General features: G+C 70.1%; 20 protein-coding genes. 17 read left to right on the top strand and 3 right to left on the bottom strand.

All coding sequences use genetic code 11. The annotated features are described in order from the left end of the window. Position 1 precedes the first annotated feature (1 nt). The 7 genes from P3X83_RS27290 (at position 2) to P3X83_RS27260 (ending at position 7,810) form a co-directional block, all read left to right on the top strand. Positions 2-1,567: a methylmalonyl-CoA mutase family protein gene (locus tag P3X83_RS27290; RefSeq protein ID WP_277308091.1), complete on the top strand. Its 1,566-nt coding sequence runs from the start codon at positions 2-4 to the stop codon at positions 1,565-1,567. Continuing rightward, the gene (locus P3X83_RS27285) at positions 1,564-1,977 is read left to right on the top strand and encodes a cobalamin-dependent protein (protein ID WP_277308090.1); all 414 of its coding nucleotides are present in this window, start codon (positions 1,564-1,566) and stop codon (positions 1,975-1,977) included. The genes P3X83_RS27290 and P3X83_RS27285 overlap by 4 nt, the downstream gene beginning before the upstream one ends. Before the next feature lie 4 nt (positions 1,978-1,981). Continuing rightward, a complete protein-coding gene (locus P3X83_RS27280; RefSeq protein ID WP_277308089.1) occupies positions 1,982-2,788 on the top strand; it encodes an IclR family transcriptional regulator in 807 nt (268 codons plus the stop codon). Between the two features lie 307 nt (positions 2,789-3,095). Next, positions 3,096-4,280, top strand: a complete 1,185-nt coding sequence (locus P3X83_RS27275; RefSeq protein WP_277308088.1) for an ABC transporter substrate-binding protein — start codon at positions 3,096-3,098, stop codon at positions 4,278-4,280. Positions 4,281-4,366: 86 nt separating this feature from the next. Continuing rightward, positions 4,367-5,233, top strand: coding sequence for a branched-chain amino acid ABC transporter permease (locus P3X83_RS27270; RefSeq protein WP_277308087.1), 867 nt, complete (start codon positions 4,367-4,369; stop codon positions 5,231-5,233). Between the two features lie 8 nt (positions 5,234-5,241). Beyond that, entirely contained in the window at positions 5,242-7,092 is a 1,851-nt protein-coding gene (locus P3X83_RS27265) for a branched-chain amino acid ABC transporter ATP-binding protein/permease (protein ID WP_277308086.1), read from the top strand. After that, on the top strand, positions 7,085-7,810 hold the full coding sequence (locus P3X83_RS27260; protein WP_277308085.1) for an ABC transporter ATP-binding protein: 726 nt from the start codon (positions 7,085-7,087) through the stop codon (positions 7,808-7,810). The genes P3X83_RS27265 and P3X83_RS27260 overlap by 8 nt, the downstream gene beginning before the upstream one ends. On the opposite strand, the gene P3X83_RS27255 is transcribed toward P3X83_RS27260, so the two are convergent. After that, on the bottom strand, positions 7,807-8,562 hold the full coding sequence (locus P3X83_RS27255; protein ID WP_277308084.1) for a carboxymuconolactone decarboxylase family protein: 756 nt from the start codon (positions 8,560-8,562) through the stop codon (positions 7,807-7,809). The two genes, P3X83_RS27260 and P3X83_RS27255, sit on opposite strands and share 4 nt — an antisense overlap. Positions 8,563-8,650: 88 nt before the next feature. Between P3X83_RS27255 and P3X83_RS27250 the strand changes: the two genes are divergently transcribed. From P3X83_RS27250 to P3X83_RS27225, 6 genes are all read left to right on the top strand, one after another. Further along, positions 8,651-9,466 carry an SDR family NAD(P)-dependent oxidoreductase gene (locus tag P3X83_RS27250; RefSeq protein ID WP_277308083.1) on the top strand — a complete coding sequence of 272 codons (816 nt, stop codon included), beginning with the start codon at positions 8,651-8,653 and terminating at the stop codon, positions 9,464-9,466. After that, positions 9,463-10,296: an LLM class F420-dependent oxidoreductase gene (locus P3X83_RS27245; RefSeq protein ID WP_277308082.1), complete on the top strand. Its 834-nt coding sequence runs from the start codon at positions 9,463-9,465 to the stop codon at positions 10,294-10,296. Before P3X83_RS27250 ends, P3X83_RS27245 begins: the two co-directional genes overlap by 4 nt. 139 nt (positions 10,297-10,435) lie before the next feature. Next, a complete protein-coding gene (gene trpB, locus P3X83_RS27240) occupies positions 10,436-11,596 on the top strand; it encodes a tryptophan synthase subunit beta (protein ID WP_277308081.1) in 1,161 nt (386 codons plus the stop codon). Then, positions 11,593-12,390, top strand: a complete 798-nt coding sequence (trpA, locus tag P3X83_RS27235) for a tryptophan synthase subunit alpha (protein WP_277308080.1) — start codon at positions 11,593-11,595, stop codon at positions 12,388-12,390. The genes trpB and trpA overlap by 4 nt, the downstream gene beginning before the upstream one ends. 9 nt (positions 12,391-12,399) lie before the next feature. Beyond that, the gene (locus P3X83_RS27230) at positions 12,400-13,155 is read left to right on the top strand and encodes a GntR family transcriptional regulator (RefSeq protein WP_277308079.1); all 756 of its coding nucleotides are present in this window, start codon (positions 12,400-12,402) and stop codon (positions 13,153-13,155) included. An 87-nt stretch (positions 13,156-13,242) separates the two neighbouring features. Continuing rightward, the gene (locus tag P3X83_RS27225; protein ID WP_277308078.1) at positions 13,243-13,548 is read left to right on the top strand and encodes a hypothetical protein; all 306 of its coding nucleotides are present in this window, start codon (positions 13,243-13,245) and stop codon (positions 13,546-13,548) included. A gap of 24 nt (positions 13,549-13,572) precedes the next feature. Here P3X83_RS27225 and P3X83_RS27220 read toward each other — a convergent pair whose 3' ends face one another. Continuing rightward, complete coding sequence (locus tag P3X83_RS27220) at positions 13,573-14,106, bottom strand: hypothetical protein (protein WP_277308077.1); 534 nt, start codon at positions 14,104-14,106, stop codon at positions 13,573-13,575. Positions 14,107-14,280: 174 nt separating this feature from the next. Here P3X83_RS27220 and P3X83_RS27215 point away from each other — a divergent pair, with 174 nt between their 5' ends. The 3 genes from P3X83_RS27215 (at position 14,281) to P3X83_RS27205 (ending at position 16,355) form a co-directional block, all read left to right on the top strand. Then, entirely contained in the window at positions 14,281-15,438 is a 1,158-nt protein-coding gene (locus P3X83_RS27215; protein WP_277308076.1) for a sensor histidine kinase, read from the top strand. Then, positions 15,435-16,085, top strand: coding sequence for a response regulator transcription factor (locus tag P3X83_RS27210; RefSeq protein ID WP_277308075.1), 651 nt, complete (start codon positions 15,435-15,437; stop codon positions 16,083-16,085). The genes P3X83_RS27215 and P3X83_RS27210 overlap by 4 nt, the downstream gene beginning before the upstream one ends. A gap of 72 nt (positions 16,086-16,157) precedes the next feature. Next, positions 16,158-16,355: a hypothetical protein gene (locus P3X83_RS27205; RefSeq protein ID WP_277308074.1), complete on the top strand. Its 198-nt coding sequence runs from the start codon at positions 16,158-16,160 to the stop codon at positions 16,353-16,355. A gap of 6 nt (positions 16,356-16,361) precedes the next feature. Here the strand turns inward: P3X83_RS27205 and P3X83_RS27200 are convergent, their stop codons facing one another. Further along, on the bottom strand, positions 16,362-17,054 hold the full coding sequence (locus P3X83_RS27200) for a TNT domain-containing protein (RefSeq protein ID WP_277308073.1): 693 nt from the start codon (positions 17,052-17,054) through the stop codon (positions 16,362-16,364). Between the two features lie 415 nt (positions 17,055-17,469). On the opposite strand from P3X83_RS27200, the gene P3X83_RS27195 reads away from it, so the two are divergent. Continuing rightward, positions 17,470-17,895 carry a CBS domain-containing protein gene (locus P3X83_RS27195; protein WP_277308072.1) on the top strand — a complete coding sequence of 142 codons (426 nt, stop codon included), beginning with the start codon at positions 17,470-17,472 and terminating at the stop codon, positions 17,893-17,895. Positions 17,896-17,901: the final 6 nt, after the last annotated feature.

Raw genomic sequence — 17,901 nt, 5'->3', positions numbered from 1 at the left:
CATGGACGACGGCCAACCAAGCCTCGACGAGGCGCCGACCCGGGCCAACGACGGCGAGGTGCCGATCCGGCGCGGGTACGGCGGCAGCGGATCGGCCGCGCTGGACCAGTGGGCCGACCGGCTCACCGCGTCTCCTGGACCGTACCGTCCCCGGTTCATGGTCTACTCCGGGCTGGGCACTCCGGACATGACCGCCCGCCGGCTGGCGATCCTGCAGGAGCTGGGCGCCGAGTCGTTCCTGCTGGCCGCCGACCTGCCCGCCCAGCTCGGCTTCGACCCCGACCACGAACTGGCGCACGCCCAGGTCGGCCGGGCCGGGGTCTCCTGCTCGACGCTGGCGGACTTCGCCGAGATCTGCTCCGAGCTGGACTTCTCCCGCGTGGACAGCGTCGGGCTGCTGGCCAACTCGATCGGGCACATCGGCCTGGGCATGGTGCACTCGGTGCTGACCGACGCCGGAGCCGGGCACGTGCGCCTGGTGATGCAGAACGACCCGCTCAAGGAGTTCACCGCGCGCGGCACGGAGATCTTCACTCCCGAGCAGGCGGTGCGCATCGCCTGCGACTGCGTCGCCTTCGCCATCGACAACCGGTTGCCGGGCGCGGCGCTCACCGTGTGCTCGAACCACCTCGACGTCGCCGGCGCCGGGCCCGTCGTCGCGACCGCGATGGCCTTCGCCAACGCCCAGGTCTACCTGGACGAGCTGGTCGCGCGCGGCTACGCGGTGCGCGACGCGCTCGCGCACATGATGTTCTTCCTCAACGAGCGCAGCGACCTCTACGTCAGCGCGGCGTTGTTCCGCACCGCCCGGACGGTCTGGGCCGAGCTGGTCGAACAGCGGTACGGCCTGCCGGTCCGCGAACAGCCGCCGATGACCTTGATGGGCTACGCGCACGGCCTGGAGTCGGCGGACGAACCGCTGGTCAACGTCCCCCGGATCACGCTGAGCGTGCTCGGCTCGATGCTCGGCGGTGTCGACTACCTGTGCGCCAGCGCCTACGACGAGGCGCTGCGCATCCCGTCCGTCGACGCGGCGGCGTTGGCGCTGCGCACCATGGAGGTGGTGGCCTACGAGCACGGCGCGATGGCCAGCGTGGACCCGCTCGCCGGCAGTCACAAGCTGGCCGAACTGGACGAGCACGTCGCGGCGGGCATCAAGGCCGAGCTACGCCGCATCGACGACCACGGCGGCGGCCTGGCCGCGCTGCACGACGGCTACATCAGCGGCCGCATCGACGAGCTGCGCGGCACCCGGCAGCGTCAGCTCGCCCGGGGCGAGCGGGTCATGGTGGGCGCCAACCTGCTGCGCAGCCCTCATGGCCCGAAGCTGTTCGGCGGCCACAGCACCGGCGAGGTCGACTTCGCCCAGGTCGAGAAGACCGCCAGAGAGCGGGTGGCCGCGCACCGCCGCGACCGCGACCAGACGCCGGCGCGCTCGGCGCTGGAGCGGGTGCGGGCCGCAGCGGCCACCACCGACAACCTGGTTCCGCCGACCATCGCGGCGTTGCGAGCGGGGGCCACCGGGCAGGAGATCGTCGAGGCCACCGGAAAGGGGTTCGGCCGATGAGCGCCGCCCGGCCGATCCGCGTGGTGCTGGCCAAGGTCGGCCTGGACGGGCACGACGTGGGCGTCAACCTGATCGCGAAAGCGCTGACCAACGGCGGGTTCGAGGTGGTTTACCTGGGCAAGCGGGTGCCCACCGACGACATCGTGGCGGCGGCCGTCGCGGAGGACGCCGACGTCATCGGAGTCAGTTGTCTCAGCGGCGGTCTTGGATACTTCGCCACCGGGCTGATCGGCAAGCTGCGCGCACGCGACGTTCTCGACATTCCGGTGATCGCCGGCGGGATCGACGAGCCCGACGAGATCAGTAGGATGCTCGACGCGGGTGTGTATCGCTACTTTGGTCCTGGCTCTGCCACCGAGGACGTGGTGGCCGCCTTCGCCGCGGCAGGAAACGACGGCAAGGGAGCGTGAACGGGTGAACGTGGACGAGATCGACGAAGAGTCGTCCTCCGCCGAGGCCGAGGGGCAGAGCGTCACCCCTGTCCGGGCGATCGCCCGAGCCGTGGACATCCTGATGGTGCTGGGCGACGGCCCCGGGCAGTTGAGCGAGATCAGCGCGGCGGCCATCCTGTCCAAGGCCACCACGTACCGCATCCTGACGACCCTGAAGAACAAGGGCATGGTGCTGCAGGCGCCCAACGGCGAGTACCGGCTCGGTCCGGGGTGCTTCCGCATGATGTCCGGCCTCATCGACCTCCGGGCCGGTTTCCCGTTCGACGCGGACGCCGACCTGAAGGCGCTGCGCGCCGCCACCGGGGAGACGATCACGGTGCACGTGCGCGCGGGCCTGTCCCGGATGTGCATCGAGGAGCTGCCCAGCCCGCAGCCGATCCGCTACACCGCCGGGCTCGGCGTGGCCACGGGCATCCACATCGGCTCGGCGGGCAAGGTGCTGCTGGCGTTCCTGCCGCCCGACGAGCTGGAAGACGTGCTGCGGACCGTGGACATGCGGCCGATGACGCCGAGCACGATCACCGATGTCGAGGTGCTGCGCCAGGAGCTCGACTCCGTGCGCCGCCGGGGGACGGCGTACAGCGCGGGAGAGCGGGTGGTCGGGGCGGTGGGCGTCAGCGCGCCGGTCTTCGACGACCGAGGTAATCCGGTCGCGGCCCTGAGCGTGCTCTGCCCCGCGTCGCGCGTCAACGACGATCGTCGCCGCGAGTTCGAAAGGTTGGTGGCCCGAACCGGTGAAGACATTTCCAAGCGCATTCACACCCGCTAGTCACTTGCGAGAAGCCGAAAAATAGCCGTCGCCGCCACATATCCGGCGGCCGGAACATGAGCTCTATTCGATATTCCAGTACCGGCTCCGGCTGAGCCGTCACGCCTTAGGACGACCATGCCCAAATGGCGCTTCCCCGCTTCTCGCGATCAATAAATACGGACCATCCGGATCCAGGCCATTGACATGGCTGAAACATTGACAATGAAACGGCCGGGTCATATCGTGAAACGATCGGTCGGCGGGTCGGGCTCCCGTTTCCTAAAGGATCGCCTTTGAGTCGCCGGCTCTCCAGGAAAGGCCCCACATGAAGAAACGCGCGATCAGCTTCGGTCTGATCCTCAGCGTTCTTGGTTCGCTCACCGCCTGCGGCGGTGACGGAAGCGGCGGGAACGACGATCTGATCAAGATCGGGATCATCACTCCCCTGACCGGCAACGCGGCAGCGTACGGAAGCGGCTTCTGGCTCGGCGTGCAGGCCGCCGAGAACGAGATCAACAAGAGCGGCGGAGTCCTCGTCAACGGAAAGCGCCACAAGGTGAAGGCGACCGTCTGCGACGACCAGTTCGTGCCGTCCAAGTCCGTCTCCTGTGGTCAGAAGCTCAGCGACTCGCTGATGATCTACACTCCGGCCACCCAGTCGTCGTTCCCGCTGATGGGCTTCAATCAGAAGGACGACTTCATCCTGATGTCCACCTCCCAGACGCCGACGTTCACCGCGCAGGGCAACAAGCTGGTGGTGCGCTCCACCTACAACCTGGAGCGGCAGATCCCCGACCTGGCCCGCCTCGTCGGCGAATACGCCAAGAAGGAGAAGCTCACCCTCAAGTCGGTCGCGATCATGGAGGTCGGCAGCGACTTCGGCCCGGCGTTCACCGACACCTTCTCCAAGGCGTGGAAGCTGAACGGCGGCACCATCACCGGCACTGCCTCCTATGACACCGTGACAACCGACCTCACCAGCCAGCTCACCAGTCTGTTGCGTGGGAATCCGGATGCCATAGCCATTACCACGGTCTGCCAGTCGGCGGCCCTTGTCATGGATCAGGCGCGACACCTTGGTTTCAAGGGGACATTCATCAACGCGGTGTGCGCCGGTGGCCCCGGAATGACCAAGTACATGAGCAACAGCCAACTCGTCGGCAGCAATGTCTCCACCGTGAAGAGCAATGCTTTCGACAGCATTCCGGTGGTCGGCGCTTTCCACAAGAAGTACAGCGATGAGAAGTACAAGTCGGCCCTCGAACAGCAGATCCTCGAATTCGGCTACTTCGGCGTCGAGTGGTTCGCCAAGGCGGTGAGCGTCGCGGGCACCACGAGTGACTCCGCCAAGGTGCACGCGGCACTGGAACCCGCGCTGGGGCGGCTTCAGCCCAACATCCTGGGCATCACCAAGTACTTCCCGGACACCGGGGACATCGAGATGACGACCTTCCTGGCCCAGACCAAGCCGGACGGCCGGTCGTTCGACCCGCTGGCCGGTCAGAACTAGCGCCGCGGCGGTGTGGGGCATCCCGCGCCCCACACCGGGCAGGCGCCCCCCACGCGTCTCACATCGCCGAGTGGATCGGGTTACCTATGCAAGTCCTAGCGAACGGGCTGGCGCTTGGAGCGATCTACGCTCTCGTCGCGTCCTGCCTGTTGCTGATCTTCGGGATCCTAGAGATTCCCGACTTCGCCCTGGGCGGCCGAATCATGCTCGGCGGATACGCGGGCTACTTCGTCGCCGGTCCCCTGGGCCTGAACTACTGGATCGCGGTCATCGCCGCCGCGCTGGCCGCCGGACTGCTGGGCGTGGTCAGCGAGCTCGCCGTCTACCGATGGCTGCGCAGCACGCCCCGTCCCCTGCTGAGCGGATTCATCGGGGCGCTGGTGCTTCTCACCGCGACCGAGATCACGGCGCAGTTGCTCTTCACCGCCGACTTCCGCAAGCTGCCGAGCCCGTACGAGGCGCAGCTCCTGGACTTCGCGGGCATCCGGATCACCGAGCAGCGCCTGCTCGCCGGGGTCGTCGCGCTCGTCCTGATCGGCGCATTGCACGGCTACCTCCGGGGAACCAGGGGCGGCCGGGCCATGCGGGCGACGCTGGAGGATCGGCGCGGGGCCGAGATCGTGGGCATCTCGCCGAAGAAGACGGCGCTGATCGCCATGCTGCTCGGTAGCTGCCTGGCCGGCGTCGCCGGCGCCCTGCTCGGGCCGATGTATCTGGTCTACCCGACCATGGGGGACAACATCCTGATCAAGGGCTTGATCGTCATCGTGCTGGCCGGGATGCGCAGCAGCCTGGGCGCGATCAGCGCCGCGCTGCTGCTGGGCGTCGCCGAGAGCGTCGGGGCGAGTTACCTGAGCGTCGGCTTCTCGGACGCGTACGCCTTCATCTTCTTGATCATTGCCCTGATGGTGCGGCCCAACGGGCTGTTCACGAAGAGCGTATTGGTGCGGTGAGGTCTGTTATGAGTAAACCCGTCATGACCCGCGCCGCCGCCACCTTGAGCGCCGGTCTGGGCACCGGACTGAGGTCGCGCGCGCCCAGAAGCCGGGAATGGCTGGTCATCGTCCCGATCGTGGCCGTCTGCGCGCTGCTGCCGTTGATCATCCGCGGCCGGTACGAGGTCGGGGTGATGACCCTGATCCTCATCTACGCGATCGCGGCCTACGGCCTGGACCTCGTCCTCGGCCACCTCGGGCTGGTGTCCGTCGCGCATGCCGCCCTGCTCACCGTCGGCGCGTACACGCTGGTCATCCTCACGACCAAGTACGGCGTCGGCTACTGGTGGGCGGCGATCGCGGGAGTCGTGGTCAGCACCCTGGCCGGGCTCCTGCTCGCCGGGCTCACCATGCGCAGCAGGGGGCACTACTTCTCCGTCAGCAGTCTGGCGTTCGCCGCGGTCACCGTGGTGGTGATCACCCAGTGGACGAGCCTGACCAACGGGGCCAGCGGAATCTACGGGATTCCCACGCCCCCCGGGTTCGACTCGACCACCGCGCTGTTCTACCTGAGCCTGATCGTGCTGACCGTGGTGCTGGTCGCGATGTTCCTGCTCAGCCGCTCGACGCTCGGGCGCAACCTGCGGGCCATCCACGCCGACGAGGTGCTGGCGGCGTCGCTCGGCATCAACGTCGTCGCCACGAAGCTGATGGCGTTCACGGTGAGCGCGGCGATCGTCGGGCTGGCCGGTCCGCTGTTCGCGAGCTGGGTCTCCTACATCACTCCGAGCAGCGCCGGCATCATGGAAGGCTTCAACCTGCTGGTCTACGTGATCATCGGCGGATCGGCGACGCTGGCCGGTCCGCTGGTGGGCGTGGCCCTGGTCGTCGGGGTGACGGAGGCGTTCCGGTTCACCGAGCTGTACCAGACCCTGATCTTCAGCGGCATCGTCTTCCTGGTGCTCTTGTTCTTCCGGGGCGGGGTCGTCGGAAGCGTCGCCCGCGTGTGGTCCCGGGTGACGGCCCGCCGGCGTCCGCCCGAAGCCGACGTGGTCCCCGCGGCCGAGGCCGAGACCGACGCCGCCCTTCTCGCGTTGCCCCACCTGAGCCCGGACGATCGCGGTGACCCCGCCCAGCCCGGCAAGGTGCTGTTCGAGGCCCGCGCCCTCACCAAGAAGTTCGGCGGGGTGACCGCGGTGAGCGACGTCTCGCTGGTCGCCCGCGAAGGCGAGATCATCGGCGTCATCGGCCCCAACGGGGCGGGCAAGAGCACCCTGTTCGGCCTGATCTCGGGTGTGGTCGGCGGATGGTCGGGAACCGCGACCTTCGCCGGACAGGAGCTGAACCGGCTGGCGGTCCACGAGCGGGCGCGGCTGGGCATCGGCCGTACGTTCCAGACCAACCGGCTGCTCGCCGACGAGACGGTGCTGCAGAACCTGATCACGGCCGGGTACCTGCACCGCCCCACGCGCAAGTCCCGGTCGGCGGACGCGGACGACGGCTTCGTGGACACGATCCTCGACCTCACCGGGCTGCGCGCGAAGGCGGGCGAGGTGGTGAGCGGCCTGTCCATCGAGGAGCAGAAGCTGGTCGGCGTCGGCATGGCGCTGGCCGTACGCCCGCGGATGCTGCTCCTGGACGAACCGTTCGCCGGGCTGCGCGAGTCGGAGACGCCCCGGCTGATGCGGCTGCTCGAATGGCTTCGGGACCAGGGCATGGTGATCCTGCTGGTCGAGCACAAGATGCGCGTTCTGATGTCGCTGTGCAGCCACGTGTACGTACTGGACTCGGGACAGTTGATCGCCGAGGGCTCACCGGACCAGATCGTCAACGATCCACGGGTGATCTCGGCCTACTTGGGGACCAAGAATGCTTGAGGTCTGCGACATCACGGCCGGTTACGGCAACAGCACCGTGCTCAGCGGCGTGTCCCTGACCATCGATCGGGGCGAGGCGGTCACGGTGCTGGGCGCCAATGGGGCCGGCAAGTCCACGCTGATCCAGGCCATCGCCGGGCTCACCCCGATCCGCGGCGGGGAGATCCGGTTCGAGGGAGAACGGATCCACGGGCTGCCGGCCGCCCGGATCGTGCGCCGCGGCCTGGTGCTCTGCCCGGAGGGCCGGCACCTGTTCCCGCAGATGAGCGTGCGCGAGAACCTGATGCTGGGCGCGTACTCCCGCAAGATCGGCCGCTCGTCCATCGCCGCCGAGATAGACGAGGTCCTGGAGATCTTCCCGGCGCTCAAGGAGAAGCGGACGGTGTACGCCGGTTCGCTCAGCGGCGGCGAGCAGCAGATGGTGGCGATCGGCCGGGCGCTGATGGCCAAACCCCGGCTGCTGCTGCTCGACGAGCCGTCGCTGGGCCTGGCGCCGCTGCTGGTGCAGACGGTGATGCGGGTGGTCGGCGAGATCAACCAGCGGGGCATCGCCATCGGCCTGGTCGAGCAGAACGCGGCGGCCGCGCTCGAACTGGTCTCCCGGGGATATGTGCTGGAGTCGGGCTCGGTGGCCATCGAGGGATCGGCGCGGGAGCTGTCCACCGACGACCGGGTCCGGGCGGCCTACCTCGGCGTCGTCGAACAGACCGCGGACTAGTGTGCGGGCGGCCGGGCGGCCTCGGCGTCCAGGAGCGGCACCCCGAGCAGGCACGACTCGACCCCCAGCAGGCTGATGAGCTGGAACACCTGGACGATCTCGCCGAAGGTGGCCCCGTGGGCGCGGGCGTTGCGCACGTGGATCCGGATGCCGGGCGCGTACAGATGGGTGCTCGCCGCGTCGATCGCGATCAGGACCAGCTCGCGGGTCTTGGCGTCCAGGACGCCGTGCCGTCCGGACGCGGCACTGAAGTCGGTGTAGCGGTCGAGGAAGCCCGGCAGGTGGGCGAGCACCGGCTGCCATCCGGCGTCCCAGTAGCCGCGCAGGCGCTCGAACCGCTCGCGGACGGGCGCCTGGCGCGCGGGCGGCGACTCCGGGCGCTCGCCGTCCGGGTACTCCGCGAGCGCGATCGACAGGCCGACGTTCAGGGCGTGAATGCCCAGCACGCTGACCAGTTCCAGGACCTCCAGCACCCCTTCCGGCGGCACGCCGGCGTCGAGCGCGCCCTGGATCCTGGCGGGCAGGGACTCGCGGTTGCGGTACGTCATCGCGGCGTCGCAGGCCAGCAGCACCAGTGTCTTCGCGTGGGCGCCGAGCGGGCCGGCCGCCGCCGCTTCGGCCAGCGCGACGAAGGTTTCGGCGTAACCGGGGTCGCGCTCGATGACCGCGTCGAGCCGCTCGTCCCACGAGCCGAGCGCCGCACGGCAACGCGCCCGAAGGTCTTCCACCACACTCTCGGCCGGCTCACTCATACCAAGATCCACCTATCGTTTCACTGTACAGTATTCATATTTCATAACATGATATTGAATTGCGACAAGACCATGAGAGGGACGTGCGATGAGATTCCTTGACCGGACGGCGATCGTGACCGGCGGCGGAGGCAACGGCCTCGGCGGCGCCATCGCGCGCGGCCTGGCCAAGGAGGGCGCCCGGGTCGCGGTGGCCGATCGAGACCGTGACCTGGCCGAGTCCGTCGCCGCCGCGATCACCGACGCCGGGGGCGAAGCCCTGGCGCTCACCGTCGACGTGCGGCGGCCGGATCAGGTCCTGGCAATGGCCGAGACGGTGTCCAAGACCTTCGGCGGGATGGATGTCCTCGTCAACAACGCGTTCACGTCGTGCCCCGACTCGATCCTCGACGCCGACCTGGACGACTGGATGCGCGACGTCGACGTCATCCTCAAAGGCGCGTTCCTGTGCGCGCGCGCCGTGCTGCCGTCGATGCTGGAACGACGGCGCGGCGCGATCGTCAACCTCTCCACGGTCAACGCCCACACCTACGTGGGCGCCTCGGCGTACAGCGCGGCCAAGGCCGGAGTGGAATCGCTGAGCCGCAGCATCGCCGTCGAGTACGCGCGGCACGGCATCCGATCGAACGTGGTGATCCCCGGGACGTTCGCCACCGAGGCCTGGGAACTGCGCCGGCAACGCCACCCGGACATCCTCGACCGGCTCGCGCACTGGTACCCGACCGGCCGGATCGGCCAGGTCGAGGAGATCGCCGCCGCCGTCCTGTTCCTGGCCTCTGACGAAGCCACCTGGATCACCGGCGCCACCCTGCCGGTCGACGGCGGCCTCCTGGCGGGCAACCCGTGGTTCGCACGAGACGCCCATCCCGACGAACAGCCCGCTCAGGGCGGGGAGGCCCAGTGAAGTTCGGCATCGACACCTTCATCACCGACCAGACCATGCCCCCCGCGGCGCTGGCCCGCGCCGTCGAGGAACGCGGCCTCGACAGCCTCCTGGTCACCGAGCACTCGCACATCCCGGTCCGCCGGGAGACGCCCTGGGCGGGCGGCCCGGAACTCCCACCGCACTACTACCGGACCTACGACCCGTTCGTCGGCCTCGCCGCCGCGGCGGCGAGGACGTCACGCCTGCGCCTGGGCACCGCGATCGCGCTCGCCGCGCAACGCGACGTCATCCACCTCGCCAAGGAGGTGGCCACCCTCGACCGGGTCAGCGACGGCCGCGTCCTCCTCGGCGTCGGCGTCGGGTGGAACAAGGAGGAGACCCGCAACCACGGCATCCCACCCGAGCGGCGCGGCGCGGTGCTCGACGAGAAACTCGCCGCGCTGAAGGAGATCTGGACCCACGACGAGCCGGAGTTCCACGGCGAGTTCGTCGACTTCGACCCGATCTTCTCCTGGCCCAAGCCGGTCCAGCACCCGCACCCGCCGATCCTCATCGGCGGCGAGAGTCGTCCGGCCGTCCAACGACTCCTCCGCTTCGGCGACGGCTGGCTCCCCCGCGCCAAGACCACCCCCGAAGAGATCACCCGCACCCGCGCCTGGCTCGCCGACCACGGGCGCTCCATCACCATCACCGCCTGCGGCCTCTCCCCCGACCCCGCCGAGATCCACCGCCTCGCCGCCATCGATGTGGATTCCGTCACCTTCACCCTCGCCCCGCCCTCCGACACCCCCTCAGCCACCCTCCACTTCCTCGACCAGGTCACAGCCGCCATATCCCGATTCCGCTGACCGTCAACCGTCCGCCCTCATCGGCGGATCCCTGACCGGATGATCCATCAAGCACGGCGGTGTGGCGTGGGCCCAGCGGGCGTGGCACACTCACTGTTATAGAACTCTCGTCAGAGTTATAGAACGAGGTGGGTGTGAGATGCGAGATGCGCCGGGGGTGCGGGGGCGGTTCGGGGAGTATGGGGGGCGGTACGCGCCGGAGTCGTTGGTGGAGGCGTGTCGTGAGGTCGGGGAGGCGTTTCGGGAGGCTTGGGGGGATCCGGGGTTTCGTGGTGGTCTGGCGGAGTTGCTCGCGTTGCACGCCGGGCGGCCGACTCCGCTCACGCCGGCCCGGCGGTTGTCGGGGGAGTTGGGCGTGCGGCTCTACCTCAAGCGGGAGGACCTCACGCACACCGGGTCGCACAAGATCAACAATGTGCTCGGGCAGGCCCTGCTCGCCGCGCGGATGGGGCGGCGCAGGCTGATCGCCGAGACGGGGGCGGGCCAGCACGGGGTGGCCACCGCGACCGCCGCCGCGCTGCTCGGGCTTGAGGCGACGGTCTTCATGGGCGAGCGCGACATCGAACGGCAGGCGCTGAACGTCTTCCGGATGCGCATGCTGGGCGCGGAGGTGGTCCCGGTCACCACCGGCAGCCGTACGCTCAAGGACGCGACCAGCGAGGCCATGCGGCACTGGGTGGGCGCCACCCGCGACTCCCACTACTGCATCGGCTCGGTCATCGGGCCGGATCCGTACCCCTGGATGGTCAGGGAGTTCCAGCGGGTCATCGGCGACGAGGCGCGCGGGCAGTGCGCCACCGAGCTGCCGATCGGCGTGCCGGACCACGTGGTCGCGTGCGTCGGCGGCGGCTCCAACGCGGCCGGCACGTTCGCCGGTTTCGCCGACACGCCGGCGCGGTTCGTCGGAGTCGAGGCCGAGGGCGGAGCCGGAGCGGCCCGTGGCACGCTCGGGGTGCTGCACGGCTGCCGCTCACTGTTCCTACAGGACGACGACGGGCAGATCGTCGAGGCGCATTCCATCGCCGCCGGGCTTGACTACCCGGGGGTCGGTCCCGAGCACGCCCACCTGCGCGACCTGGGCCGCGCCCGGTACGTCACGGCGAGCGACGAGGAGGCGGTCGGCGCGGCGGTACGGCTGGCGCGCACCGAGGGCATCGTCCCGGCACTCGAATCGGCGCACGCCCTCGCCTGGGTGCTCCGCGCGGCGGGCAGCGACGAACTGCCCTCCGGATCGACCGTTCTGATGACGCTGTCCGGCCGGGGCGACAAGGACATCTCCACCCTGAAGGAGCTGGTGTGACGAACATCCTCGCGCCGGGCGCGGTGGAACGCCACCTGCGTGCTCGCCGGGACACCGGTCGTGGTCTGCTCATGCCGTACATCACCGGGGGCGTCACGCCCGGCTGGACGGGTTACCTGAAGGCGTTCGCCGAAGCAGGCGCGGACGCGATCGAGGTCGGCCTGCCGTTCTCCGACCCCACGCTCGACGGCGTCACCATCCAGCGGGCGAGCGAGACGGCGCTGGCCCGGGGGGCGAGCACCCGCCGGATCCTCGCCGACCTGGCCGAGGTCCCGGATCCGGGCGTGCCGCTGGTCGCCAGCACCTACTACAACCTGGTGCTGCACGACGGGCCTGAGGCGTTCTGCGCCGCGCTGCGCGGGGCCGGTGTCGGCGGTCTGATCGTGCCCGATCTGCCGCTGCACGAGGCGGACGAGCTGATGGACGTGGCCGACGCCGCCGGGGTCGAACTGGTCCTGCTGGCGTCGCCGTCGACGCCGCCCCCGAGGCTGGCCGAGATCGCGCGCCGCAGCCGCGGATTCGTCTACGCGGTGTCGGTGATGGGCACCACCGGCGAGCGGGCCGCCCTCGCCGCCTCGGCGGCGGAGCTGACCGCGCGGCTCAGGCAGGCCGACGACCGGCCTGTCTTGCTAGGATTTGGCATTTCCACGCCCGACCAGGCGCGGGAGGCCGGCCGGTACGCCGACGGCGCGGTGGTCGGTGCCGCGGTCATGCGGCGGGTGCTCGACGGGGCGGGGCCGGACGACCTGCGGGCCTTCCTCGCGACCCTGCGCAGGGCCCTCGACCAGGAGTGACGCACCACGATGACCCCCGACGCCGGGCATGAGGCGAGATACCGCGCCATCGCCGCCGACCTCGCCGCGAAGATCCGGTCGGGGCACTACGCCCCCGGTGCGGCCCTGCCCGCGCAACGGGAGCTGAGCGCCTCCTACGGGGTGACCCTGATGACGCTGCGCCAGGCGTTGCGGGAGCTCAGCGACGAGAGGCTGATCGTGCAGCGGGCCGGCAAGGGTACCTTCGTGGCCCCGGCGCACCTGGCGTACCAGCTCGGCTCGCTCCGCAGCCTCGCCGACGACCTGCGCGATCAGGGCCACGACGTGCGCACAGTGGTGGCAGGGCGGGCGATCCGCCGGGCCCCCGCCCGAATCGCGGCGGAGCTGCGGCTGCGTCCCGGCGACACCGCCCTGCGGCTGGAGCGGGTCCGCGAGTTCGAGGGCCGTCCCGCCGTCCACCAGGTGTCCTGGGTCCGCCGGCCGGTGGCCGAGCAGATCCGCGACCGCGACTTCGCCGAGGTCTCCCTCTACACGGCGCTCGCCGAAGCGGGAGTGGCGGTCGCCCGGGCGTCCGAGGTGGTACGGCCCGGCCTGCTCGACCCCGCCGCCGCGCGTCACCTGCACGAGCCCGAGGGCAGTGCCGTGCTCGTCAGCACCCGGATCACCTACACGCCCGACGCCGTGCCCGTCGTGTCCGACCACGCCACCATCCTGGGCACCATGATGGAGATCCGCACCGAACGCGCCGCGACCGGCCTCTCCCTCACCTGGCGCGCCACCAGCTGAATGAGCACCTATTGGAGTGTGATTCGACCAGCCGCTTGGCGCATTGTCATACCTGCGGTTGATTTCCAACAGGGAAGAAACCAGCCGGTGTCCGCGACGCCGGTCCGGCTCGGCACTCCGCCGGTCGAGGGACACCCGACCCTGCTCCTGGCCCTGCCGCAACGACTCCGGCGGGCCGCTCCTGGCGACGAGCTACGGCGCCGTACGGCTGATCGGCGCCTTCAACTCCGGCGCCGAGACCTTCCACCGCATGGCGGCTGCGGGCAGATCACCGACGCGCTCACCCTCGTCCGGGAGGACGGCACGCCGGTCGCCGAGTTCCTGCTGCACATCGAGGGCGACGACCCCTGGTTCCGCTGGAGTGACGAGCCGTTCGACGACGCGGAGGCGTGACCGGAGGCCGGGCCCGAGGGGACCTCATGTCACCGGTTCGCGACTCCCGGAGAGCAGTGCGAGGCCGGCCAGGATCCAGTAGGCGCCGACCACGATGCCGCCGCCCAACTGGGACAGCGGGATCTCGAAGATCCACAGGACGGGCAGTGCGGCGGCCAGGGGGCGCGGTAGCCGTCCGGCCCGCCAGAGCGAGACCGCCATTGGGATCGCGCCGATCAGCATGACGGCGTTGGCCGAGCCCGCGACGTAGAAGAACCAGGAGAAGTCTTCGCCGTTGAGGTTGGAGGAGGTCGCGCCGAAGGCCAGCAGGACGTGCGCGGCGGAGATCGCCCAGGCGACGGGCCGGGCGGCCGGGCCGCCGTGGGCGGCCAGGGCCAGCAGGCCGGGGATGACGAGCAGCAGGGAGACGGCGAACAGGCTGAGCACCAGGTGCTCTTGGCCGATGACGCGTGGATCGGTGTCTTGCGGTCGGATGGCCTGGATGACGCCGGTGGCGACGGCGGCCAGACCGCCCGCGACGGCGGCGGGGCCGGCGACGCGGTGGTGCTGGAGGTTCATGGCGCCCACGTTAGGAATCGCCGCCGCTTCGGGGCGTCGGCCCGTGGGCGCGACCTGCTGCGCCGTCCGGGGCGGATGACCGGGCCACCCGTATGACAGCCGTCATCCCGGGGGCTGACGGGGGTCGATCGGGGGGCTGACGCCGTCAGCGGGGGCGGGCGATAGCTTCGGGGCGTGGAGCCACTGGTCCTGGTCGATCGGGTGCCGCGCCGACCGGCGCGGGCCGATGTCGCGGTGGCGGCGTTGCTGGCGGTCTGGGCGGTGGCCGAGGCGCTGGTGCCCATGGCCGATCCGGTGTGGGTCGCGGTGGTGTTCGCACTGGTCACGACGTTGCCGCTGGTCGTGAGCAGGCAGGCGCCGCTGGCCGTGCTGGCCGTGGTGACGCTGGCGCTGGTGGCGCGCGCGGCCACCGCGGCCGGGCCGCCCGCGACGGTCGCGCCGTTCCCCTCGCTGCTGGTGGCGGCCTTCTCGGTGGCGCTGCACGTGCGTTCGCTGCCGTGGGCGCTCGGCGGCTGGGCGGCGACGGTGAGCGGCATGGCCGCCGCGATCGAGCTGCGGTTCTATCCGCACGACTCTCGTGACGTCGGCTCGGCACTGATCATGGTCTTCTTCGTGACCGGGGCCTGGACGGCGGGCCGCCTGCTCCGCAGCCGCGAGGTGCGGCTGCACGAGTCGGAGGAGCGCGTCGCCGAACGGGCCAGGCAGGCGGTGGCCGCCGAACGGCTGCGGATCGCGCGGGAGCTGCACGACGTGGTGGCCCACTCGTTGTCGATCATCGCGGTGAACGCCGGCGCGGCCGTCGAGGTGGGCAGGCACGACTCCGAACGCGCCCGCGCGCACCTGGACGCGGTGGCGACGACGGCCAGGGAGGCGCTGGCGGAGATGCGACACGTGCTGGAGGCGCTGCGCGGCGAGGACGACGACGCCCTCGCGCCGCAGCCCACCCTGGACCGGCTGCCCGAGCTGGTAGAACAGGCCCGCGCGGGCGGCCTGCCGGTACGGCTGAGCGTGCGCGGCCAACGCCGCACGCTGCCACCCGGCGTGGAGCTGACCGCGTACCGGGTGGCGCAGGAGGCCCTGACCAACGTCCGCAGGCACGCCGGCCCGGCCGAGACGGAGGTCCGGCTCACCTACGGCACGGCGGAGCTGGACCTGGAGGTGACCAACGACGCCCCGCCCGGCCGCGCCGACGCGCCCCTGGGCGACGGGCCGGGGCACGGACTCGTCGGCATGCGGGAGCGCGCCCGGCTCTACGGCGGCGCGCTGCACGCCGGTCCCAGCGGGCACGGCGGCTACCGCGTACGGCTGAGCCTGCCCGTGGAGGCGAAGTGATCCGGGTCCTGGTCGCCGACGACCACGCGCTGGCCAGGTCGGGCCTCGCCGCGATGCTCGGCGTGCAGCCCGACATCGAGGTGGTCGGCGAGGCCGCCGACGGCGCCGAGGCGGTGACCGCCGTGGGCGTGATCCGGCCGGACGTGGTGCTGATGGACATCCGGATGCCGGTGCTCGACGGCATCGAGGCCACCAGGCGGATCAGGCGGGCCCCCGACGCCCCCGCGGTGCTCGTGCTCACCACCTTCGACCTGGATCGCTACGTCTATGAGGCGTTGCGCGCGGGCGCGTGCGGGTTCCTCCTGAAGGACGCCCCGCCGGGCCGGCTCGCCGAGGCGGTGCGCACGGTGGCGGCCGGTCAGGCGCTGCTGGCCCCCGCCGTGACTCGGCGGCTGATCGAGCGGTTCCTGAGCGTGCCCCCGGGCGGCGGTGAGGCCCTGCAACGGCTGACCGAGCGAGAGCGCGAGGTGCTCGCCCACGTGGCCCGCGGCCGTTCCAACGCGGAGATCGCCGCCGCGCTGCACCTGTCGGAGGCGACGGTGAAGACCCACATCTCCCGCGTGCTCGCCAAGGCGGGGCTGCGCGACCGCGTGTCGGCGGTCGTCTTCGCCTACGAACAGGGCCTGGTGCGACCCGGCGAATCCTGAGGGTACGGCCGCTGGCGGTGGCGGTACATCGCGGCGGCGGACGACGGCGCGAAGACCGTCCTGTTGAGCCACATGGACTACCTCAGCGGGCCGACGCCGAGCACGCCGCACGCGACGCGTATCCGCGGGTCCCGGTTCCAGGTGCTGGGGGGAGTCCGGCGGCGGCGCTCGCTGCTCCGCAGGTCGGTGCGGGTGGACGCGGTGGCCGTCCCCGTCGTGGCAGCCGCCTTCGGAGCCGTCCACGCGTCCCGGCGGCGCGTCTCAGGCTGAGCGCGTTCAGGCTGAGCGCCTGAGTTCCTTCGGGAGGACCGGCTCGATCTCCTCCAGGTACCCGTTCGCGAGCAGCCAGCTCACCGGGACCTCCTCGCTGGACTGCGGAGCCTCCGGAATGTACTTGCTGAGCACGTGATACTGCGTGCCGCCGCCCGGCTGCTCGAACGCGGGCGCCGCCGGGCCCACGTCGACGCGGAACGACTTGAGCACCCGGAAGGCATGGTAGTTGCACGGATGCCGAGGGTCCGCCGGATTGGTGTTGAGATTCCGCGGTGGCAGCGCCCGTACGATGAACGGATCGCCCAACGGCGACAGGAACGCCCCCGTGTAGCCGCCGAAACGGTCGACTCTCATGCCGATCTGCAGAAACGTCGTCTTGACTTCCAGCCGCCCGTTCGGGTAATCGCCGGAGCGGCCGAATCCGGAGTCCGGCGGGAATCGATAGTTGTTCGTGGTGTAGTCCCAGTAACGAGAGAGGAAGTGCTGCGGCTTGAGGCCACCCAGCGGCACATAGTGGTACATGAGAGCCCCGAGATAGCCCGACCGAGGCAGGACTCTGGGCCCGAGGTCCGGGTCGCCGCTGATGTACGGCGGACCGCAGACCACGCCGGGCGGCGGCGTCGCGACGGCCTGTGCGGCCTGTGCGGGCACGCCGCCCAGAGATCCGGCCGCCACGCATATGGCGGCGGCCAGCACGGCACTTCGTCGATAAAGTCGATAAAGTTGCATGACTTTCCCATGGATCGCACATAAGAGCGGGCGAAGAGATCGATCACGGATGCAGTGATCGATCCCTACATTCCCGACAGCACACTTACTGCATCTCCAGCAATATAAGGGAAAGGCAAAGGATGTGGCGACTAAGGTGAGAACAGCCGCCATTCGGTTGTATTTCCTGATCGGATAGCAATTGCCACCCTTTGTCGGCATATGCCAGCATTCACCCATCCGGGGAACCGGTACGACGAGCGAGCCGCGCCCCCATCCCGACAGGCGGCCGCACAGGGGAGGCCGGGCCCTTCTTTGCCATCAGCGGCACGAGCCGCGGGCTTACCTCCACCGAGCGCGGAGCACGTCAAAAGTGAACAAATCACACAAGACGGGATCTATCATGACCACAGCACGTGATGTGATGCACGCAGGCTGCGAATGTCTGCGGATGGACGACGATTTGGCCACCGCGGCCCGGCGCATGGCGGAGCTCGACGTGGGAGCCCTGCCGGTGTGCGGTGCCGACAAGCGCCTCAAAGGGATCATCACCGACCGCGACATCGTCGTGAAGGCCATCGCCAAGGGCAAGGACCCCGCCGACATCAACGCCGGCGACCTCATCGGCCGCGCCGAGGTATGGTCCATCGACGCGACCACCGATATCGACGAGGTGCTTCGCCAGATGGTGGAGCACAAGGTCCGCAGGCTGCCGGTCCTGGAGAACGAAGAGTTGATCGGCATAATCAGCCAGGCCGATCTCGCCGCGAAACTGCCCGAGGACAAGATCGGCGAACTCGTGCAGGCCATCTCCTCCACCTCGCACTGACGCGGC

The organism is Spongiactinospora sp. TRM90649 (assembly GCF_029382225.1).
GTDB lineage: Bacteria > Actinomycetota > Actinomycetes > Streptosporangiales > Streptosporangiaceae > Spongiactinospora.
This window is presented reverse-complemented; position numbering and strand designations above follow the sequence as displayed.